General features: G+C 65.2%; 16 protein-coding genes. 6 read left to right on the top strand and 10 right to left on the bottom strand.

The annotated features are described in order from the left end of the window. Positions 1 to 84: 84 nt before the first annotated feature. From ACQR07_RS29655 to ACQR07_RS29645, 3 genes are read right to left on the bottom strand one after another with little or no spacing between them, the layout of a single operon-like run. Positions 85 to 1,170: a glycosyltransferase family 4 protein gene (locus ACQR07_RS29655; protein WP_434905623.1), complete on the bottom strand. Its 1,086-nt coding sequence runs from the start codon at positions 1,168 to 1,170 to the stop codon at positions 85 to 87. Further along, on the bottom strand, positions 1,164 to 2,264 hold the full coding sequence (locus ACQR07_RS29650; RefSeq protein ID WP_434905622.1) for a hypothetical protein: 1,101 nt from the start codon (positions 2,262 to 2,264) through the stop codon (positions 1,164 to 1,166). Before ACQR07_RS29650 ends, ACQR07_RS29655 begins: the two co-directional genes overlap by 7 nt. 11 nt (positions 2,265 to 2,275) lie before the next feature. Further along, the gene (locus tag ACQR07_RS29645; protein ID WP_434905621.1) at positions 2,276 to 2,905 is read right to left on the bottom strand and encodes a DUF4214 domain-containing protein; all 630 of its coding nucleotides are present in this window, start codon (positions 2,903 to 2,905) and stop codon (positions 2,276 to 2,278) included. Positions 2,906 to 3,149: 244 nt separating this feature from the next. Between ACQR07_RS29645 and ACQR07_RS29640 the strand changes: the two genes are divergently transcribed. Continuing rightward, the gene (locus ACQR07_RS29640) at positions 3,150 to 4,562 is read left to right on the top strand and encodes a mannose-1-phosphate guanylyltransferase/mannose-6-phosphate isomerase (protein WP_434905620.1); all 1,413 of its coding nucleotides are present in this window, start codon (positions 3,150 to 3,152) and stop codon (positions 4,560 to 4,562) included. 36 nt (positions 4,563 to 4,598) lie between these two features. Beyond that, positions 4,599 to 6,191: a glycosyltransferase gene (locus ACQR07_RS29635; RefSeq protein WP_434905619.1), complete on the top strand. Its 1,593-nt coding sequence runs from the start codon at positions 4,599 to 4,601 to the stop codon at positions 6,189 to 6,191. Positions 6,192 to 6,266: 75 nt separating this feature from the next. Here the strand turns inward: ACQR07_RS29635 and ACQR07_RS29630 are convergent, their stop codons facing one another. The 5 genes from ACQR07_RS29630 to ACQR07_RS29610 form a co-directional block, all read right to left on the bottom strand. Continuing rightward, entirely contained in the window at positions 6,267 to 8,303 is a 2,037-nt protein-coding gene (locus ACQR07_RS29630; protein WP_434905618.1) for a tetratricopeptide repeat protein, read from the bottom strand. A gap of 15 nt (positions 8,304 to 8,318) precedes the next feature. Continuing rightward, positions 8,319 to 9,680, bottom strand: a complete 1,362-nt coding sequence (locus ACQR07_RS29625) for an HlyD family type I secretion periplasmic adaptor subunit (protein WP_434905617.1) — start codon at positions 9,678 to 9,680, stop codon at positions 8,319 to 8,321. Next, positions 9,655 to 11,901 carry a peptidase domain-containing ABC transporter gene (locus ACQR07_RS29620; protein WP_434905658.1) on the bottom strand — a complete coding sequence of 749 codons (2,247 nt, stop codon included), beginning with the start codon at positions 11,899 to 11,901 and terminating at the stop codon, positions 9,655 to 9,657. The genes ACQR07_RS29625 and ACQR07_RS29620 overlap by 26 nt, the downstream gene beginning before the upstream one ends. 221 nt (positions 11,902 to 12,122) lie before the next feature. Continuing rightward, positions 12,123 to 12,749 carry a class I SAM-dependent methyltransferase gene (locus tag ACQR07_RS29615; protein WP_434905616.1) on the bottom strand — a complete coding sequence of 209 codons (627 nt, stop codon included), beginning with the start codon at positions 12,747 to 12,749 and terminating at the stop codon, positions 12,123 to 12,125. A 188-nt stretch (positions 12,750 to 12,937) separates the two neighbouring features. Beyond that, positions 12,938 to 14,266: a calcium-binding protein gene (locus tag ACQR07_RS29610; RefSeq protein ID WP_434905615.1), complete on the bottom strand. Its 1,329-nt coding sequence runs from the start codon at positions 14,264 to 14,266 to the stop codon at positions 12,938 to 12,940. A gap of 494 nt (positions 14,267 to 14,760) precedes the next feature. Between ACQR07_RS29610 and ACQR07_RS29605 the strand changes: the two genes are divergently transcribed. Then, the gene (locus ACQR07_RS29605; protein ID WP_434905614.1) at positions 14,761 to 15,405 is read left to right on the top strand and encodes an AAA family ATPase; all 645 of its coding nucleotides are present in this window, start codon (positions 14,761 to 14,763) and stop codon (positions 15,403 to 15,405) included. 14 nt (positions 15,406 to 15,419) lie between these two features. On the opposite strand, the gene ACQR07_RS29600 is transcribed toward ACQR07_RS29605, so the two are convergent. Then, on the bottom strand, positions 15,420 to 15,866 hold the full coding sequence (locus tag ACQR07_RS29600; protein ID WP_434905613.1) for a hypothetical protein: 447 nt from the start codon (positions 15,864 to 15,866) through the stop codon (positions 15,420 to 15,422). Between the two features lie 161 nt (positions 15,867 to 16,027). On the opposite strand from ACQR07_RS29600, the gene ACQR07_RS29595 reads away from it, so the two are divergent. Further along, entirely contained in the window at positions 16,028 to 17,536 is a 1,509-nt protein-coding gene (locus ACQR07_RS29595) for an exopolysaccharide biosynthesis polyprenyl glycosylphosphotransferase (RefSeq protein ID WP_434905612.1), read from the top strand. Positions 17,537 to 17,555: 19 nt separating this feature from the next. Here the strand turns inward: ACQR07_RS29595 and ACQR07_RS29590 are convergent, their stop codons facing one another. Beyond that, complete coding sequence (locus tag ACQR07_RS29590) at positions 17,556 to 18,941, bottom strand: lipopolysaccharide biosynthesis protein (RefSeq protein WP_434905611.1); 1,386 nt, start codon at positions 18,939 to 18,941, stop codon at positions 17,556 to 17,558. A 254-nt stretch (positions 18,942 to 19,195) separates the two neighbouring features. On the opposite strand from ACQR07_RS29590, the gene ACQR07_RS29585 reads away from it, so the two are divergent. Both ACQR07_RS29585 and ACQR07_RS29580 read left to right on the top strand, forming a co-directional pair. Next, the gene (locus ACQR07_RS29585) at positions 19,196 to 20,335 is read left to right on the top strand and encodes a glycosyltransferase (RefSeq protein ID WP_434905610.1); all 1,140 of its coding nucleotides are present in this window, start codon (positions 19,196 to 19,198) and stop codon (positions 20,333 to 20,335) included. Continuing rightward, the gene (locus ACQR07_RS29580; RefSeq protein ID WP_434905609.1) at positions 20,332 to 21,798 is read left to right on the top strand and encodes a hypothetical protein; all 1,467 of its coding nucleotides are present in this window, start codon (positions 20,332 to 20,334) and stop codon (positions 21,796 to 21,798) included. The genes ACQR07_RS29585 and ACQR07_RS29580 overlap by 4 nt, the downstream gene beginning before the upstream one ends. Positions 21,799 to 21,810: the final 12 nt, after the last annotated feature.

Raw genomic sequence — 21,810 nt, 5'->3', positions numbered from 1 at the left:
ATCGAAAATTGGCAGCTCACATCAGCAGACTGAAATTCATCAACACTGCATTCGTCACACCACCGTCATGAACGTTCAACGCGGTCATGCCGAGACCCAGTCGATGATCGGCTCGGCCATGCGGGCCGGGCCGAACTGGCGGCTCTGGGCCGGGGCGCGGGCGGCGAGGGCGGCCTGGAGTTTCGGGTTGGTGAACTCGGCGAGGCGGGCGGCGAAGTCGGACGGCGACAGCGGATCGAAATACAGGCCGGCGTCGCCGATCACCTCGGGGAAGCTCGAGGTGCGCGCGGCCAGCACCGGCTTGCCGAGGCTGAGCGCCTCCAGCGCGGGAATGCCGAACCCCTCGTAGAGCGAGGGGAACACCAGGAATTCGGCGTTCTTGAGCAGGCGATATTTGATGAACTCGGAGACGAAGCCGGAGAACACCAGCTTCTCGCGCTGCTCCGGCGTGAGGTCGGCGAGGAACTTGTCGACCAGCCAGCCCTTCTTGCCGATGACGATGAACTTCAGCCCGGAGCGCGCGATCTCCGGCAGCGGCATGGCGTTGATCAGCAGGGTCAGGTTCTTGCGCGGCTCGATGGTGCCGATGACGGCGGCGTAGCGGCCGAGATTGAGCGGCGGCATGTTGTCGTCGAGCAGCGCGAACTCGTCCGGCCAGTCGACATATTGATACAGCACGCGCGCCTTGTTGCCGACCGAGGGGAACGCCGACAGCAGCGCCTCGCGGGTCGCCTCGGAGACGCAGAACACCACCTCGTCGGTGGCGAGCTCGCTCTTCAGATGGTCGAGGTGATAGGCGATGTTCGCCTCCTCGTGGTTCTCCGGCATGAACAGCGTGCTCATGTCGTGCACCGTCGAGGCCTCGTGGCGGGAGACGTCCCAGGCCGGCTTGACCGAGGGGAAGAACAGATGGCTGTTGGGATCGACCAGTTTTGGCGCGCGCGCGGCGTTGGCGAGCGCGTCCTTGAGGAAGGCGCCGGTGCCGATGCGGATCGCGGCGTCGACATGCTCGGCCGGGATCAGCGCGTAGTTGCAGCAGAAGTCGAGATCGACGCGGCCGTCCTGCTGCAGCGCCTGGATCAGGCGGCGCGTGAACACGGGAATGCCGGTCCACTGGTCCTCGAGCAGCGGCGCGACGTCGATGGTGACCTTCGGGCGCGCCTTCACCATGCGGCGACCAGCCCGGTGTCGTTGGGATGCAGCGCGAGGTGCTCGAGCCAGTAGAATTCGGGCCGGCGGCCGAGCAGGTGGTCGACATATTCGATGTAGAGATCGCGCGTGTCGGGCGCGCGCGAGGCGGCGACGACGATGTGATCGAAGCGGGCGTAGTATTCCGGCGGGTGCAGCCAGGCATCGAGCGAGTGATGCAGCACCAGCTCGACGCGGCGCTCGCCGCGGAACAGGAAGCTTTCGGGACATTGCTGGCTCGCCAGCACGATGCGATGGCTGGCGACCGGGGGAATGCCGCCGGGAATGCCGCGCAGCGACTCGACCAGCCGCTCGATGCCCGCCTTGATGTCGGCCTCGGCCGTCTCCGCGGCCGGCAGCGCCAGGATCATGCCGGCGGTGGGATCGAAGAAGGCGGCGGCGATCTCGCGCGCGACGTAGCGGCAGAAGCCCTCGCTTTGCAGCGCGATCTCGCTGAGCGGCACGTAGACGAGCCGGCTGCAGCGGCTGAAATTCTCGCTGAGGTCGATCTTGCCGGACAGCGCGATCTGCTCGAACGTCGCCTCGACCGAATGGCGCACCAGGCAGAACGGCAGGAACGCCGGATCGAGGTTCATCAGCCCCTCGGCCGGCTGCAGGATCACGGTCGGGATGCTGGCGCCGGTCGGGAAGGTGAAGGCGGAGTTGAGCTGCGAGGCGAGGCCGCGGATCAGCTCGGGACAGCGCTTCTGCAGCTTGACGAAGCGCTCGAAATTCTTCTCGACGCCGAGCCGCATGAAGAAGGCGTGGTTGGTCATGCCGGGCACCACGCGCACGGTGCGGCCGTCGCTGATGCAGATGTGGTCTTCGATGCCGCCGATCTGGTGGCGCAGCCAGGCGAGCGTCGGGCCATTGGTGAACATCTCCGGCCGCGCCACCACGAGGCTGTCGACGCCGTGGTCGTCGCAGATGTCCATGATCAGCCGCACCGCGGCCTTGAGATCCTCGCGCAGGTCGAGCGCGAGCAGCTCGCGCGCGGGGAAGATCGAGCCGGGCAAGCGGACCTTGGCGAGATCGGCCGCGGGAAGCGATATCAGTGCGCCCAGGTCCTGGAACACGGCGCTCCCCCTCAGGCGAACGGGAAGCCGGGCGCGACCGGCGAGGTGAGGAGGCGCGGCCGCGAGCGAAACTCGTCGCTGTCGGACAGGATCTTGAGCAGCGCGAACGGCGAGATCTCGCCGCGCCGCAGCTTCTTGCCATACAGGCTGATGCCGGTCGGATCGGCGGCGCGGCCGAGCACGTAGACATAAGCGAGCTTCACGAACCCATCGACTCCGCGCTTGCCGATCACGGCATTGAACACACCCTCGCAGCCGGCGAGCTCGTCGATGCCGCCGATCATGGTCGGGTCGGTCTTCAGCAGCACGTCGACCGAGCTGATCGCCGCCGCGCCGTCGGAGACCACGCTGGGCTTCTCCACCACATGCAATTGCCGCCTCGCCTGGCGATCGACCAGCACCAAGGTCGCGCGGCGCAGATTGGCCGCGCTCTTCAGACGCAGGCGAAAACCGTGCCAGCCGGTGCCGAGCTTGCCCGCCACCAGATCCGGCCGGTAGCGATGCGCGAAGCCGGTGGCGTGCTCCGTGCCGCCGGAGTCGAACACCGAAACCGCGCGCACGCTGAGCGGACTGGCATCATCGAACGCCCAGCCCTCGACCCAACCCGACGACGTCAACCCGTCGATGTGCCCCCGCAGCATCGAAATCCCTCACCAGAACGAGAGCCCAAACTATAACAGAATCGGTCGATGCCAAGCCGGCAGATAAGTTAAACTTAACATTTGAGGCTGGATCGCGGGCGCCAATTGCCTTAAACGACTTCACGCTTGCGTGCATCAAGCCTTTCTCAAGCTGACACAAAATTTGCATATCAAATATTTGCCGGACGGTTCAGCGAAGCCAGCCCATTTCAGCGCCATATCAGATCGGTTCGAGGACGTGATAATGACGAAGCTATTGCCAGTGATCATGTGCGGCGGTTCGGGCACCCGGATGTGGCCGGAATCGCGCGAGACCTACCCCAAGCAGTTCATTGCGCTGCTCGGCGAGCGCTCGACGTTCCAGATGGCGCTGCAGACGGTCAGCGCCGAGATGTTCCAGGATCCGATCGTCATCACCAACGCCGCCTATCGCTTCCTGGTCCGCGACCAGATGCAGGCGATCGGCATCAGTGGACAGATCGTGCTCGAGCCGGTGGCGCGCGATTCCGGCCCCGCCGTCGCCGTCGCCGCCCAGATCGCCGCCGCGGCCGACCCCGAGACCGTCATCGTGATGCTGGCCGCCGACCACGTCATCCGCGACACCGCAGCCTTTCTCGCCGCTTGCGAGAAGGCGGCCGCCGCGGCGACGCAAGGCGCCATCGTGACGCTCGGCATCACGCCGACCGAGCCCGCCACCGGCTACGGCTACATCCGCCCGCAGCGGCACAGCGGCGCCGATGGCGGCGCGGTGCGGATCGAGCAATTCGTCGAGAAGCCCAACGCCGATCTGGCGCGCAAATACGTCGCCGACGGCTATTTCTGGAACTCGGGCAATTTCGTCTTCCGCGCCGACGTGATGCGCGACGAGATCGCCGCGTTCGAGCCCGACATGGCGAAGGCCGTCGCCGGCGCCGTCGCGGCCGCCCAGCACGACCTCGATTTCATCGTGCTCGACCGCACAGCGTTCGAGCAGGCGACGAAGAAGTCGATCGACTTCGCCGTGATGGAGCGCACCGCCAAGGCCGCCGTCGTCCCGGTCGACATGGGCTGGTCCGACGTCGGCTCCTGGGGCACGATCTGGGAGCTGTCGCAGCGCGACCGCAGCGGCAACTCCATTCTCGGCCGCGGCGCCGTGCTCAACGCGCGCAACGTCCACATCCGCTCCAGCGAGCATCTCACCGCGGTCGTCGGCGTCGACGACGTGGTCGTCGTCACCACGCAGGACGCCGTCCTGGTGCTCAGGCGCGACCAGGCGGACAAGGTCAAGGATCTGGTGCAGCAGCTCAAGGCCAGCGACCGCAAGGAGGCGTCCGAGCACCGCCGCTCGTTCCGCCCCTGGGGCTACTACCAGTCGATCGACCAGGGCAGCCGCTACCAGGTGAAGCGCATCGTCGTGAAGCCGGGCCAGCGGCTGTCGCTGCAGAAGCACTTCCACCGCGCCGAGCACTGGATCGTCGTCTCCGGCGTCGCCGAGGTGACGCGCGACGACGAGATCAGGATCGTGCATGAGAACGAATCGATCTATCTTCCGCTGGGGTCGGTGCACCGGCTCACCAATCCGGGCAAGATCGACCTCGAGCTGATCGAGGTGCAGACCGGCTCCTATCTCGGCGAAGACGATATCATCCGCATCGAGGATATCTATAATCGCACCTGACGACGGGCTTCGCCCGGCTGACCGGCGGCGCATCCGATGACAACCCCACTCGAGGCCGTTCTCGCAGATCCGGTCGTCCATGCGACGTACCTGCTCTATGCCGGGGAGCGCGGACTGCCCGAGGCAGCGCCGGACACGCTGGCGCAGTTCTGCTGCTGGCTCATCGTGTCCGGCCGTCACGACATGGCCCATCCGGCGGTGATTCCCCGCTCCGTCGTGGAGGCCCTGACGCTTCCGGACCGCGACGGGACGCATGCGCTGATGGCCTTCGTGGCACGAGCGCAAAGTCACCCGCCACGCGCCGACGAGCTTCCCGGCTTCTACTACACCCGCGCCGTGCCCGCTTTGGGCCTCGGCCGCTTCATCGGAGCGCGAGAGAGACACAGTCTGGCGCGCGCCGTGCCCGATCCGCGCGATCCCTTGCAGGACGATCTGGCATTCCTGCGTGAGCTGGCCGGCAACCCGTCACCCCCCAACTGTCCCTCGATCTCCATCATCGGCTTCCACCGTTCGGTCCTCGGCATCGGCGAGGATGCGCGATGCCTGTTCCGTGCGCTGCTCACCGCTGGCATCAGCGCCGAGTTGATCGACGTCTCACCGGCGGTTCTCGAACGATCCGACGAAATCGAGGCCTACCGGGCGTTCGAAGCCGCCAAGCCGAGCGGCGAGATCCTGATCTTCTGCATGCCTCCGTTCGAGATGATGCGCGCCATCGCCCGCCTCGCGCTCGAAGCCGGCCGGCCCCGTCAATACCGGATCGGCTACTGGCCCTGGGAAACCACCGCGTTGCGCGACGACTGGCTGCTGGCCGCCGATCATGTCGACGAGATCTGGGCGATGAGCCGCTTTCTCGAAGCCACCTACCAATCGCAGTGCCCGGCCAAGCCCGTCATCTACATGCCGCCCTGCGTCGAGCAGCCGGAGCCGCGCGTCCCCGACGATCTCGCCACGATCTTCGGCGGCGATTTCGGCTTCCTCTCGATCTTCGATTTCAATTCCCGCATCGAGCGGAAGAATCCCCTCGGCCTCATCAGCGCGTTCCGAAGCGCGTTTCCGCATGGTAGCGAGCGCGTCAGGCTGATTCTCAAGACGTTGAACCAGGACAAGCATCCGGAGCATTTCGCTGCGGTCATGGAGGCCATCGGCGCCGATGACCGGATCCTGGTGGTCGATGGTCCCTTGCACCAGGACGAGCTCAACGGACTCATGTCGCTGGCCGACGCCTATGTGTCGCTGCACCGGTCGGAGGGTTTTGGCCGGACGCTCGCGGAAGCGATGCGGCTGAGGATTCCCGTGGTGGCGACGGGCTGGTCGGGTCCGGCGGATTTCCTCGATGAGACGACCGGCTATCCGATCCGTTCGACGCTATCCCCCGTGCGCGCACCCGACTATCCGTTTGCGGCAGGTCAGTGGGCGGACCCCGATCTGGATCAGGCTGCGGCGGCGCTGCGTGACATTGCCGAACGCCGGACGCAGGCGCGGACCAAGATAGAGACCGCGCACAGCCGGATCGCGGCGCAATATTCGCGAACGACGGTCGCAAACCTGCTCCGATCCCGGCTCGAGCTGATTGGAGCAGTCGATCCGCGCAAGGATCGGGCGAGCCGCAGCGGTTCGACAAGCGCCTGATGCGGTGGCTGATCAGGCATTGCCGCCGCGAAAATCGGCAGGCTTCCGGACCGTGAACGCGAACCGCGTTTCATCTCAGACCGCGGACTGTCCCATCTCCTTGAGAGAAGCGAGACGCTGGCGGGCGCCATCATGCCCTTGCGCCGCCGCCCGCTCGAACCATGCCGCCGCAGCTTCGACATTCCGGCCAATGCCATTGCCGGAGGCAAGCGCATCGCCCAGCGCGACCTGAGCCGCGGCCATGCCGGACTCCGCGGCCGCCGTGAACCATCCAATGGCCTTGCCGGGATCGCGGGTGCAGCCCTGCCCTTTCTGCGTCATGACAGCCAGATTGTACTGCGCGAAGGTGTGACCGCCCTGCGCTGCCGCCTCGTACCAGGCGACACCTTTCTCCAGGCTCTGTGCGACGCTGTTGCCAGTGCAATACAACACCGCCAGATCGAACTGCGCGCCAGGATGACCGGCGTGCGCGGCCTTCTCCAGCCAGGTCACGCCGACGACCGGGTTCGGAATCGCTATCTTCGAGTCGAGATAGAGCCGGGCGAGCACGAACATGGCCTCGGCGAGCCCGGCCTCCGCTGCGCGCGTGTACCAGACGATCGCGTCCGCCACCCAGGGCACGCCGCCGAACCGCCCCTCACGCAAATAGCCGAGTTGCAGCGCCGCTGGCGCATGGCCGCCATCGACCGCCTCTTCGAGCAGCTTGGTCGCGCGCGCCACCGTTGGCGGCGCCTTGTCGGATTGCAGCAGGAACAGCGCCAGCGCGACCTTGGCTTCGGGATCGCCGCTGTCAGCAGCCTTGCCGAGCCAACGCTCGGCACGCGCCTGATCGCGCTCGACGCCGGCACCGGACGCGTAGAGACGTCCGAGCTGAATCTCCGCGGCCCGTAGGCCGGCTTCGGAGGCTCTCTCGAACCAGCGAATCGCCGCGGTGACATCCCGTGCGACGCCAGTCCCGTTGAGACAGAAGATCCCGATGTTGAACGCAGCGGTGCCGTGCCCCCCCTCGGCGGCCTTGCGAAACCATTTGGCGGCCTCGCGCGGGCTCGGAGAAACCCCAGTGCCGGACGCATAGAAGCGTCCGACCAGGAATTGCGCCTGCACGTCGCCCCGCTCGGCCGCGGCTTCGTACCACTGCGCGGCCTCGCGCATGTTGGGCTCCGACCCGAAACCCTTGGCATAAAACTCCGCGAGGCTTTGGATCGCCGGCAGATGGTTCTTGCGGGCTGCTTTGCGCAGCGCCGTCTCGGCGCGATCGATCGACTTCTCGACCCCATCGCCGGAGAGGTACATCAAGCCGATGTTGTAGAGAGCCAAGGGATCATCATGCCGCGCCGCATCGGCAAACAGCCGGCCTGCCGCGGATGAGTCCTTCGGCAGTCCTGTTCCTTTCAGATAACTGAAGGCGAGCGCCACCTTCGCCCGAACATGTCCATCGTCAGCGGCCTTGCGATACCAGCCGACGGCGGTCTCCGCATCGGCCTCGACGCCGAGTCCCTGAAAATAGATATCGCCCAGTCCGAAAGCTCCAGCGGAGATCCCCTGGGCTTCCGCCTTCGCATACCAGTCGCGGGCGCCGGCAAGATCGACCGGAACGCCCCAGCCGAATCGGCAGATGTCAGCCATTCGAACCTGGGCTTCGCCATGGCCCGCTTCTGCGGCCCCACGAATCCATTCGAGCGCCTCGGCCGTATTCTTGGTGACCGCGAAACCTGTCGGAAACAGCAGGCTCTCGGTCGGATGACCCTCGCTGCCCCGAACCGACACGGCGCGTCGCCACATCTCCGGTGCGTTCACGCCCAGTGGCGCTTCGACCCCATGCTGCAGCATCAAGCCGAGCTGATACTGAGCTTCGACGTGTCCGCCCTCCGCCGCGCGGCGAAACCAGGCCGCGGCATCTGGGAATGACCGAACTACGCCTTCGCCCTTGCGATAGGCCTGAGCGACGCAGAACGCAGCCTTTACCGAGCCGGCCTCGGCCGCCTTCTGCCAGATGCGGACTGCATCGAGATAAGCGCCCGCGGCATAGCGCGCGTTCCCGGCCTCGAGCGTGGATCCGAGGGGAGCGACATGTGGAATGATGCCCGACAGCACCCGACTGATACGACCCATGGTGCCGCGATCATCCTATGGTTCGCGCATGGCCTGGCCGATGCCGTGGATCATGCCGCCGAGCAGATACATCGCCACCGACCGGGTGCCGACGTTCACATCACCTGTCAGCGTCATGCCGGGAATCAGCCGGAAGTTGCCGGGCACATTGTAGAATTTCGTCGCACCCACCGAGCAGCGCGCCTTGTAGAAGGCATCCACGGCCTTGCCGTCCTCGTCGACCGTGAACGCTCCCTCGCTGATCCAGCGCACCTTGCCCTCGGCTGTTCCATGCTCGGCGGCATTGAAGGCGTCAACCTTCAGCGTGCACGGATCGCCGGCGCGAATGAAGCCCACGTCGCGGGAGGAGATCTTGATTTCGGCTTCGACCCGGGTCGAGACCGGCATCAGCGTGATGAATGGGTCGCCGGGCTTCAGCACGGAGCCGACTGACAGTTTCGCCATCGTGAGCACGACCGACGGCTCTGAAGCTGTCAACCGAACCAGATCCTGGTGCCTGATGGCCTTTTCATAGGCAGACCTCGCGGTGTCGAGCGCGTTCTGCGTCGTTACCAGATCCTGGCTGAGCTGGGCGTTCCACTGCTCGACGAAGGCCTTGCGGTCAGCCTTCAAGGACTCGAGTTGATGCCTGGCCTCGGCAAGACTGTTGTGCGTGCTGTCCATCTGACGGAGCAGTTCGAGCCGCGTATCCTGTGAGATGTACAGGTTGAGCTTCGATCCGCTGCCGCTCTCCGCCAATGTCGAACGCATCGATTCGATCTTTTGCAGCACGTCGTCGCGCTGCGCGTAGCGCTCGTCGTCCTTCTGCAGCTTCTGGATCGTCGCAGCGGTCTGGCTGATTTTGGAATCGAAGCTCGCAATCTGGGCTTCGTATTGAGCTCGCCGTTGCTGGTATAGCGCCTTCTGCAAGGCGGCATAACTGGCGAACTCGGCGTCGTTCTCCTGAGGAAAGACCAGCGCGGTGTTGCCCAATTCCGCCTTGTCGCGCAGCACCTGCGCGCTCAGGCTCGCCACCTGTGCCTTGTATTGTGACACATCGGCCTGCGTGAACGTCGGATCCAGGGTCGCGAGCAGCTGGCCGGTCGCAACCTGGTCGCCTTCCCGAACGTCGACGCTCTTGATGATGGACGCATCCAGCGCCTGGAGGACGCTGATGGAGTCGAGCGGGACGATCTTGCCGCCAACGCTGGAGATGACGCGGTCGAGCCGCGTCAAGCACATGACCACCACGAGACTGACGACGAACGCGACCAGGACATAGAGCGTCGCGCGGGCAGCGATTGGCTCCGGGGCCTCGCGAATCGCCGCCGTTTCCGACTGGAACTGGCGGACCGTCGTGAGGGAAGCGGAATTAGCTGACAAGGGTCGGACCTCCATAGCCCGGACGGCCGCGGCGCGGCTTGGCCATGGCGTGGCTATTCTGCTGATGCCAGAGGCTGGAATAGATCTCGTTGCGGTCCAACAGCTCTTCGTGCTTGCCGATGTCGTCGATTTCGCCGCGGTTCAACACGAGAATCGCATCGCAGTCGACGAGCGACGACAGGCGGTGCGAAATCACGATCATCGTGCGGCCGTGCGCGATCCGCGCGATGTTGGCGTTGACGATCGCCTCGCTTTCGGCATCGAGAGCGCTGGTGGCTTCGTCCAGGATCAGCATCGGCGGATCGACGATCAGAGCCCGCGCAATCGCAAGCCGCTGCCGCTGTCCGCCGGAGAGATTGGGAGACCCCTCGTAGATGTGCGTTTCGTAGCCGCGGGGCAGCTTGTCGATGAACTCCTCGGCGCCGGCCATTCGTGCCGCCCGCGTGATTTCGTCGAACGTCGCATCCGGTTTTGCCGCGGCGATGTTCTCACGGATCGTGCCGCTGAACAGGAAGTTTTCCTGCAGCACGACACCGATGTTGCGGCGGAGATGGTCGACGTCATACTCGCGGACATCGACCCCATCGATCTTGATGAGACCCTGGTAGTCCGAGTGCAGACGCTGCAGCAGGCGGGTAATCGTCGTCTTGCCCGAGCCGCTCTTGCCCATGACGCCCAGCGTCGTCCCCTTCGGGACCTCGAACGAGAGCCCGTTGAGGGCTGGAGAGACGGCCCCCTTGTACTTGAAGGTGACGCCCGAGAATTCGATGTGCCCCTCGAGCGCCTTCCGCACACCGTGGCCGGACCGTCCCTCCTCCGGCTCCTGATTGACCAGATTCCCGACCATGCTCACGGCGGTGCGGGCTTCATCGAGCTGGTTCACGAGCTGAGCCATCTGCATCAGAGGTGCGGCGACACGCTGCGACAGCAGCAGGAAGGCGAACAGGGCGCTGATGAAAACGGGGTCGCCGGACACCAGGGCAAGATAGACGCCGATCGCGTAGGGTGCGCTCACCGCAAGACGTTCGAGCGGCCGCACCACGGCCTGGATCATCGTTCCGACCATTCCCTCGGCCAAGCGCGCCTTGGCGACCCGGGCGACGAGGACATCCCAGAGATGCTTCTGCCGCGCGTCCAACGCGAGCGACTTCACCGTGCGGATGCCCGCCAGGTTCTGGAACATGAACGCACCGAGCTGACCTTCGGCCGCGATCACGACGTTGGACCGCTTGCGGTAGACCGGCAGCATGGCGACCAGCCAGACCGCGATGACGCCGACGAAGCCCAGCACGATGAAGGTCATCAGCGGGCTGAAGAAGAACATCACGGGCAGGAAGAAGAACAGTGTCGTGGAATCGAGGATCGTCCCGAACAGCTGTCCCATCAGGAAGGTGCGGACGCGGAAGATTTCGCGCATGTCGCGGGCGATGATGCCGACCTGATTGCGTTCAAAATAGTCGATCGGAAGGTTCAGCACCTTCTCGAACACGTAGGTCGACAGCTTGACGTCGAGCCGGGCGGTCAACTGATGGACGAGGAATTGCCGCAGGAACCCGAAGACGGCCTCGAACGCGATGACCACCGCCATGCCGATGCAGAGCACCGTGAAGGTGTTGTAGGCCTTGTAATAGACGACCTTCTCGGACATCAGGCGCCAGAACATGATCGGCGCCAGCCCGAGAAAGCCGAGCACGATGGCGGAAACGGCGATGTCACGCGCCATCCGCCGCTCCCGGAAGATCAGCGCCGTGATCAAGCCCAGGCTGAAGGGCTGGGTTTCGTCGGAGATCTCGTAGTCGCGCTTCACCAGGACGACGTCGCCGGTCCAGACGTCCTCGAGGCGGAGGCGGTCGATCACCAGGAGCGTGTCGTCGTCGACATTGGGGTCGCGCAGCACGACACGGGGGTTGTTCTCGTCGCCCTCCAGGCGGAGCAGCACCATGCTGCTGCCGTCCTTGAGGCGGACGATCGCCGGCAGCGCCTTCTTGAGGTGGCTGAGGCCGTCCCAGTCCAGCTTCACGGCCTTCGCCGTCATGCCGGAGTTGTTGGCCGACTTGAGGATCTCCGCGGTCGTGACCTCCGCACCCGACAGCACATTGTCGTGGATCAGCTGCGACACCGTGAGATGCAGGCCATGCTGGCGCGCCACGATGACGAGCGCGGCGAGTCCGGTCGGCGCGGCGCCATCCAGGCCCGCATCGAAGCTCGGAGGAGAGAACGGCGCCGGCTGCGGCATGGTGGCGGAAGACGAGGACATCGCTGCGATGCTCCTGAGCAATATGCCGTTCGCAGCATGAGGTCCGCTGCGCCAAACGATCTATAACATACCATTACCATATCGCATAACAACGGAGAAAGCCAACGCCGTACCGCCGCCGATCGGGCCGGCCGGGCGGAAGGTTCGATCATGTGATTAACATAGGCAGCGCCGGTTGCCGGCGGCGTAGCCACCGCCCGTCAGGCGGCGCTCTCACGCATGTCGAAACCGATTCTCGCCAGCGCGCTCTCGATGTCAGCGACATCGGCCTCCGGCATGAACGCCAGCGCGCAGATCTCGAAGTTCTCGCGCCGCACGTTGATCGTCGGGAATCCCGCGGTCATCAGCAGGTTGCCGAGGCGGTCGGCCGTGAAACCGGTGCGGTGCGCCATGTAATGGTGGCCGTCCTCGATGGCGCGCGAGTGCCCGTACAGCATGTCGAGCGGGCGAATCGGCCCCGCAGATGACTGATAGGCGACCGCCGCGATGCCGTGATCGAGAATGAATTGCGCGACCGCCTCGATGTCCGGGCTCATCACCAGCGCGAAGCCGTCGGGGCGGAGCACGCGGTGGATCTGGCGCAGCGCGGGATAGACCTCGTGCGCATAGAGGTGCTCCAGCACGTGGGACGACCACACCGCGTCGAACGACTGCGCGTCGAACGACGCATCGAGCGCGGTGATCGAGCCGACGACGTCCGGCCTGACCTCCGGATCGATGTCGAGCCGCACCTCCTCCCAATGCTTCTCGGCGATGAGACGGGCGATGCGTTGCGCCGGCCGCGGTCCGGATCCGGCATTCAGCATGCGCTTGAGCGAAGATGTCAAAGACTGATCCACTCGCTGGGTGACGGACCTGGCTCGAAACGCAGCCCCGCCATGGTGAAACTAACACTTCTACAAAGACGCGATCAGATTCGGGTCCGGATGTCACGCGAGGGCGTCAACCGGCGAACATCGGCCAAAAAGAAAAACCCCGCCGAAGCGGGGTTTGTCCGTCATGATTTGGGATAAATTTAGGTGAGCTTGACCACCTGATCGGTGAAATAGAGTTCCGACACGCCCGAGAGATGAATCTGCTGACCGTTGTTGAAGACGAGATCGTAGCTGCTGCTGCTGCTGTTGTAGGTAAGCGACTGGACATCCGAGAACGCCCGATCCTTGAACCCCGCAAGGTCGGTGCCGCCACCGCCGATGATCGTGTCGTTGCCGATCTTGGTCTCGATATGGAAGCTGTCGTCGCCAGCGCCGCCCTGCAGGGTCGAGCTCGCTCCCGTGCCGCCATAGACCCAGAACTCGTTGTGCGATCCGGCGCCGCCCGTATCCTGGAAGTAGTCGCCCTGCTGGCCCATGATGGTGTCGTTGCCAGAACCGCCGACCAGCGTGTCGGTGCCCGGGCCGCCCGTCGCACCAGGGTCGAACATGAAGGTGTTGCCGGTGCCGGCCTGGAGCAACTGATGCGAGCCGGTCCCGGCCACCAGGAAGTTGCTGCCGGAGCCGCCATAGAGGCTGTCGTTGCCGCCGCCGCCATACAGGCTGTCGGCACCCGCGCCGCCCTGCATGACGTTGGCCTCGCCGGAATGCGTGCTGCCGGAGCCGAGCGCATTCGCGCCACCGGCGCCGCTGCCGGAAATGAGCAACGAGTTGACGCCACCGTGGAGCTCGACATGACCCGAGCCGCCGATCAGCGTATCGTTGCCATAGCCCCAGATCGTGTCATTGCCCGTGCCCGCCACCAGGGTGCTGGAGCCTGACAAGAAGTCGCGAATCAAGTTGTTACCCGAGCCGCCTGCCTGCACCAGCTGATGTGCGCCGGTGCCGGCCTGCAGGTAGTTGTCGCCGGCGCCACCGACCAGCGTGTCCGAGCCGCTGCCGCCGTAGATGCTGTCGTTGCCGTCGCCGCCATACAGAGAGCTGTTGCCGACGCCGCCGCCGATCACGTCCGCGCCGTCGCCGCCATAGACGGTGTCGTTGCCGCTATCGAAAAGATTGACGCTGTCGTTGCCGATGCCCATCGCAACGAAGACGTTGTTGTGGGCATTCGGAAGATCCGTCACGTAGAGCTGGTTTCCGCCGGGATCATTCATGATGATCGCCTTCAGCGTCGAATCAGTCTGGACCGTGGTCGAGTTCGTGACTTCGAGGATCTGAACGATCGGCGCCACCGGGCCGCCCGGATATGGTCCGCTCTGGAGCCACGCCTTCTTGCCGTCCTCGGCGCCCGAATTGTAGACGCCCGAACTCTCGAGCGATGAAATCAATGCGGCCTGGACGCTCGGGTCGAAATGATTGGACCCCGTGAGGTCGGCGTTCAGCTCCGTCTTAGTCAAATAGGAAACGGTCATGCCACGACCCCAATGTTAAGTTCCACGCAAAAAACACTGATGCACACCACTCGGCCACACAGATTCTTCAAACGAATTCGCATCGACAGCATCAGCACCGGTGAACGCGCACAGGAAAGCGGCGCGAACTTGGACGTTTTGTTAAGTGAACGTTAAACGAGCAGGCCGGGGAGTCAAGCGAGATCATTCATGAAATAGCAACTAAAACGACGAAATTCGGTGACGACGTCACATTCCGGTTAAGTGGATTTTCACGTTCCATCGCCTCGCGGACAGTACTTTTGCCCGGAACTGGGAGGAAGACATATGATGACTCTGTATGCATCCACCGAATTGACGCGATGTTTTCAAGTTATCGACGTTAATACTTTGGGCAGGCCGCATGTTCGCCAATGTATAGCTGAACACTTCTTGAGTTGCTGCAGCGCAGTGTACTTCAAAATACCTCGACGCAACTGATCAAACATATCCGATAACGTGTAATCTTGAAGAACATGGCAACGATAATCACGGTGGCGCAGCGTAAAGGCGGGGTCGGAAAAACGACCATGGCAATCTGCGTCGCCGCCGAACTCGGCCGGCGCGGCCACAACGTCGCGCTCGTCGACGTCGACCCGCAGCGGTCCGCCTGTCATTGGGCCGAACTCGGCAATCTCGAAATACCCGTCTACGAGATGGGACTGGAGGAAATGCCGGTCGCGGCCTGGGCGCGCGAGATCCGGCAGATCAAGGCCAATCTGCTGGTGCTCGATACCGCGCCGACCGAGCGGGAAATGGGGGCGACGATCGCGCTCGCCGACGTGATTCTCGTGCCCTGCACCGCGTCCGGCCTCGATATCGAAGCCACCGCGCACACCATGACGATCATCAATGCCGTGCGCCGCCGCCGTTCGAAGCCCGTCAAGGTCCTGCTGGTACCCAATCGGATCGATCGGCGCACGCTCGAGGGCCGCCAACTCGTCGACGAGCTGCGGCAGTTCAAGGAGCCGCTGGCGCCATCGGTGGCCAGCCGCTCGGCCTTCGTCCGGGCGTTTTCGGTCGGCCAGTCAGTCGCGAGCTACGCGCCCGGACAATCTGCGGATCTCGACATCCGCACGCTGACGGATGCCGTCGAAAAGGCCATGCCGAAGCGCAAATAGCGTGGCACGGCGCGCTAGAATTTCTCGACGAACTGAAAGCGGAAATCCTTCTGCGAAGGCATCGTGCCGAGCACGGCCTCCTTGCGACCGTAACCCGGAACGTCCATCGCGATGCAACTGCTGGCCTGCAGGTAGCACACCTGGATCGTGATCGCCTTCGGGCAGCCATTCTCCGCGTTGATCACGTGATCGAACAGTTTTGGATTGGTGACGAAGGGCCGCGCCATGCCGCTCACCGCCACGCATGGCCTGCCGGAGAAATCCTTGTGGCGCTGAACCTCGCCGGCGGTGCCGGTCACCGCAATCTCCGGAGCCACGCGCGGCTGATACGTTCCGCCGACCTGCGGACGCCCGGCGAAGCCGCTGCCGGCCGTGCCGGGCGCCGTCTGCGCCATCGCAGCAGGAGCCGACGGCGCGAGACCGGCCAGCGCCAGCAGAGCCACCACCTTCACGATTCGCATCGACCTGCTCATCCGATCATCTCTCTCAGTCCGGCCAGCCGGCCTCTTACGCCCGAAATAGTGCCGGTTGTATCGTTCTCCGGGTTGTCTATGGTCAACAACACGTTAATATGGCCAATGTTAAATGACCGACTCATTTGTTAAGAACGGAACCGAGCGGCGTGCTGCATTCGCGAGGACATGCACGATGGAATCCGCAGGTCGCGGCGCTGGGATCGGCGCCTGAGCGGGCCGCCCCGACGTCACCCCAGGGGCGCGGAGGCGGCCAGCCGGCGGGAGGTCCGGGCCGCGGCCAGCTGTCGCGCAACGCCACGTCGGCGGGCAAGTTCATCGCGCTCGAGTTCGGCACGGTCTCGACCGTCGCCTATCTGACGAGCCTGCTCTATCACCGCGTCGTCGTGCCCGGGCTGCCGGTCGCCATCGAATATGCCAGCGCCGCCGTGCTGCTGGCCGCGCTGTATTGTGGAGCAGCGCTGGGCCTGCGCGATTTCGTGCACCTGCAGAACTTCCGTCATCAGCGACTGCTGTGGAACGCGATCAGGGCCACCAGCCTGGCCTTCGCGTTCCTGGTCTCGGGCATGTTTCTGCTCAAGGTCTCGGACGAATATTCGCGCGGCGCATTCCTGGTGCAGTTCATCACCGTCTGCCTGGCCACGCTGGCGCTGCGCGGCTTCCTGATCTCGCGGCAGCAGCGAGCGCTGCAGCGAGGCGAGCTGGCGCTGCGCCGCGCCTTCATCGTCGGCGATCTCAGGCAATCGCGCGGGCTGTCGCAGCGGCTGCGCGACAACGGCATCATCACCGTCGCCCAGTTCACGCTGGCCGAGCTCGAGCAGCCCACCGGCGCCCGCGCGCTGATCGACGCCTGCCGCACCGCCGGCGCCGACGACATCTTCGTGCTGCCGACCGCCGACCAGATGAGCCGGATGCCGACCTTCATCGATCATTTGTCGCAGCTGCCGGTCGCCGTCCATGTCATGGTCCCCGGACTCGATGGGCTGTTGTCCGCCTCGGAGGTCGTCGAGTTCGGCAACGTCGCCGCCGTCCAGATCCAGGGCCGGCCGCTCTCCGCCATGGACGAAGCGCTCAAGCGCGGCTTCGACATCGCCCTCGCCGCGATGCTGCTCGTGGTCCTCGCGCCGCTGCTGCTGCTGGTCGCCGCGGCTATCAAGCTGACCGACCGCGGACCCGTCCTGTTCCGGCAGGTGCGTCACGGCTTCAACAACGAGGCGATCACGGTGCTCAAGTTCCGCACCATGCGGGCCAGCCTGGTGCCGGAGGATTTCCAGCAGGCGACCCGCGGCGATCCCCGGGTCACCTGGATCGGCGCGTGGCTGCGGGCCACCAGCATCGACGAACTGCCACAGCTGTTCAACGTGCTGCGCGGCGAGATGTCGATCGTCGGTCCGCGTCCTCACGCCCTGGCGCACAACAGGATGTTCGAGGAGCGCATTCCGCCGCTGTCGCGCCGTCACAACATGAAGCCGGGCATCACCGGCTGGGCCCAGGTCAACCTGCTGCGCGGCGAGACCGACACGCTGGAGAAGATGCAGAAGCGGATCGACTACGACCTGTTCTACATCGACCACTGGTCATTTCTGTTCGACCTCAAGATCATCCTGCTGACGGCCGTGCTGCTGCTCTCGGTCAATAATTACCGCCAGAGCTACTGACGCCCCCGACGCGATCAAGTCATCGCCGACCGAGCACGGCCGCCGCCTGCCGGCGCAACCGCATCAAGGATCCGTTGACGTCGGTGGCCTCGATCATCACTTGCCGTAGTGGCAGCGCCAGCCAGCCCTGCAATGCGCGCCACAGCAGGATCGACATCGCCAGTTCACCGGCGATGCCGCCGATCAGCACGGCGACGAGGCCAAAGGCCGGGACCAGCGCCGCCCCGAACGCGACGGCGGCGGTTGCGGCCAGCAAGGCGGCGATCGCAATCCTGCGCAAGGCGTTGACGCTGATCAGCGCCTGGGCGGCGATCCGCCCAGGCAGGCCGGCGCCCGACATCACGAGATAGATCAGCATCAGCTGATGATGAAACACGATCTGATGCCGGGTCCACCAGTCGAAGATCAGCGGGCCCAGCGTCAGCAACGCCAGTGAAACACCGGCGAACACCAGCAGCGACAGCTGGATGACGAAGCCGATCAGCCGCACGAGCTGCGTCACATCCTTGCGCCCGGCGGCATGGCTGATCTCGACTCCCGCGGGCGCCATCACGATCTGGAACAGCTGGTCGACGAGCCGCATGGCCGTGGCATAGACGGCATAGACCGCCACGGCGGGCCCGCCCAGCAGCGCGCCGAGCACCAGCCGCGGCCCCTGGACCATGACGCCCTGCGTCGCGAGCGTATAGCCGGTGAAACCGAGCGCGGGCCGGAGCTGCTCGCGCAGCCATCCTGGATCGACCATGCGCAGGTCGAGGCGCGCCCACGGCGCCAGACGGCGCGCGAACAGTGTGACCACGACGAGGTCGATCAAGGCGGCCACAGCCGTCAGGCCCGCAACGTGCGCTGGCTGCGCTCCGAGCCACGCGATCGCGCTCACGACCGCCAGCAACTCGATCAGCTTGATCGCCGTCGCGATGGTGTAGGCGAAGCCGTAGCGTCCGGTGGCGTAGAGCACGGCCGCCATCAATCCGCGCGTCGTTTCGAAGCAGATCTGGGCGGCGGCAAAGGCCACGATGACGAGCAGCGCTTCGGCACCAATTCCCTCGAGATGAAACCAGTGCGCCAACGGCAAGGCGGTGAGGACGATGACGGCAACCGCAAGGGCGGTGGGCAGAACGATCATCGCCAGGTTACATGACATCTGGAAGCTGCGCCGCGCGCGGGCGCGGTCGTTCGCCGCGACCGCCATGATCAGGTCGCTGGTGGCCGTCGCGACCAGCCCCAGATTGACATAGTGCAGGTAGGATGCGAGCGCGGTCAGCGTGATCCACTGCCCGAACAGATCGACGCCCCAATGCGACAGCTGCACCGGCACCAGCAGAATCGGGTTGAGCGCCACGGCGAGGCGCCACAGCCCCTGCCCGACCAGGCCGGCCGCCAGACGCCGTGCTAGACCGGCCATGACGACCTGCAGGTCGGATGGCCAGCGCTTCGGCCGCGCTGCGCCTGGGAAAGGGGGGACATTTGTTTCGTCACGACGGGGCTCGGCTGCACGGCCGACCTTCTAGCGCAAAACCGGCGCGACGGGGGTCGCGCTTTCGCGCCGTTTTACCTTAATCGGCACTTGCACACAGCGGGCGAGCGCGGATTCGCCGCGCCACGCGCTTTTCCGCTACAACAGCCGGCATTCGTCTAAGGGTTCGGACCATCGCGAGCATGCCTCAGACCAAGCGCATCCTTCTGATCGGCAACTACGCGGCCGACCGGCAGTATTCGATGCTGCGCTATGCGGACTGGCTTGCCGGCGCGCTGACCGCGGCGGGTTGGCAGGCCGACCTGATCGCGCCGGAACCGCGGCTGGCGCGCCCGGGCGTTCGTAGCGGCGCGGCACGCAAATGGCTCGGCCTCGTCGACAAGTTCGTGCTGTTTCCACTCCGGCTGCGGCGGCTGGCCGCGCGCTACGACCTGATCCACATCTGCGATCACTCCAACGCGCCCTACGCATTCATGCTGCCCGGCCATCGCATCAGCCTGACCTGCCACGATCTCATCCCGATCAAGGTGCTCGCGGGCGAGGTGGCCGGCCAGGCTCTCAGCGGAACCAATGCCTGGCTGCAGCGGCTGATTCGTTTCAGTCTGCGCCGCATCGACAATCTGGCATTCGTCTCCGCGGCGACGCGGGCCGATTTCGTCCGGCTGATTGGCCCGGTCAGGGGCGCTGCGGACGTCATCTTCAACCCCGTGATCGGCTTCGGAACGATGACGCCGGACCGGGCTCGCGAACTGATCACGGCCGCCGGCATTCCAGCCGACCGGCCCTTTCTGCTCCATATCGGCAGCAATCTCTGGTACAAGAACCGCGGCGGGGCGCTGCGGCTGTTCGACCTGCTGCATCGAATGGCGGCGCCGGAGCTGAGGGATGCCTTGATGGTCTCGGTGGGACCGCTGCTGGCGGATTCGAGACCCGAGGGATCTGACCGTCTGATCGTCGTCAGCGAGCCGGACAACGCGTTGATCGAAGCACTCTACACGGAGGCCCGGGCGCTGCTGTTTCCGTCGCTGGACGAGGGGTTCGGCTGGCCTATCATCGAGGCCCAGGCATGCGGTTGTCCCGTCGTCACCTCCGATCGTGAGCCGATGCGCAGCATCGCAGGCCCGGCCGCGCTGTTGATCGATCCCGATCGGCTGGAGCAGGCCGCGCAACTGATCGCCGAGCGCTGGCGCTGGCTGACGACGCAGCGCCAGGCGGCGCGCGATCACGCGCGGCTGTTCTCGGCCGAGGCTGCGACGACGAGGTATTCCGCGTATCTTGCCAGCGTGGCCGCCGGCGCCGCTCGGGAGGAGCGCTGCCGATGACGCCGGCCGCCATCCTCAGCAGGCTCGGAGCCGCCATCCTCATGGCCGCGTTCGCGCTGCTGCTGTGGCCGAGCCAGTTCACCTTCGCCGCGGCCTCGTTCATCGGCACCGCGATCGGCCTCGTGGTGCTGTATGTCAGCATCGACGGGCGCGACCAGATGCGGATGTCGTGGCTGCTGGCGACCGCCCTGCTGCTTGGCTATGACGGCGGATCGGTTTCGACCTACCTGAACGCCTCCTCGGCGCAGGAATTCGCCATCCTGACCAAGGATCGTCCGATCGAGCTGATCTGTTCGGCGCTGGCGCTGGTGCACGTCGTCTGCGGCCTGCTGCTGCTCGTCGGGCGCTGGGAAAGCGCCGCCAGCAGACCGATCGCGAGCACGACCACCGACGGCTGGTTTCCCATGCTGCTGGCATGCGGCAGCCTCATCCTGATCCTGCTCGGCTATGTGTTCGGCGACCTCGGCTACATGGGAATCCAGACCGACGAGACGGGCCGCGTCTCGGTCATCGGTGCGGCGGCCAGCCTGGTCGAAGGCCCCCTTGCCGGCGTCGCCGGCTATCTGACGGCACGCGCGCGCCGGCCGATGTCGCGGCTGTTCTATGCCGTCGTAATCATGCTGGTCACCCTCGCAGTGGTGCCGACGGGCCGCCGGGCGATCCTGCTGGTGCTGCTGCTCGCAACCATCGGATTCGCCCTGGGCGGCGGACTCCGGCGGCTGACGCTCGGCCAGAAGGCGGCAGCGGTCGCGATCGGCGGCGTGTTCGCGTACGTGTTCGGCTCCTACTTCTTCGCGCTGCGGCTGGCGACATGGGAACTCGGAAACACGGCGCCGCTGTCCGACCAGCTCTGGCTCGCTGTGGAGTTCATGCTGTCGCCGAGCCTGAAGGACCGGTTCAGCACGCTGCTCTACGACAATGTCCGCGAGCGGACCTTCGTGATCGGCTACCTCGCCGACCTGATCGAAGCCGTCGGCAAGTCGGGTCCGCTCCATGGCGAAGCGCTCCAATACTATCTGCGTCTCTGCATCCCCTCGGTGCTCGATCCGAACAAGGACGAGATCATCGCCTATCAGATGGTCGAGACGCTGGTGCATCCCAAGCTCGGCCTGCCGGTGAACGACGAGGCCAACACGATCCTGACCGACGGCGTAACCGATTTCGGCATCGCCGGCGCCTTTCTCTATGCCGGCGGCCTTGTGACGCTGATGCGCGCCGCGATCTGGGCCATTCAACGCATCAGGTCGCCTGTCACGATGATGTTCGGAACGTTCACCGTCATCAGCCTGATCCTGAAACCGGAGCTGACACTGGACGAATATCTCGTCCCGCTGCGCAACCTCGCCGCGCTCATCCCGCTGATGTGGGTCGCGGAGGCTCTGCCGTCGTCACGCAGCACCTCTGCCTCGACCGCAGCACCGCGCCGGCTGCCGGTGCAATGGCCGCTGCGTGGCGGACGCTGACCCGCCGCCAAC

The organism is Bradyrhizobium sp. HKCCYLS20291 (genome assembly GCF_051167715.1).
Taxonomy (GTDB): Bacteria; Pseudomonadota; Alphaproteobacteria; order Rhizobiales; family Xanthobacteraceae; genus Bradyrhizobium.
The sequence above is the reverse complement of the archived record's forward strand: the minus strand, read 5'-3'. Positions and strand labels throughout refer to the sequence as shown.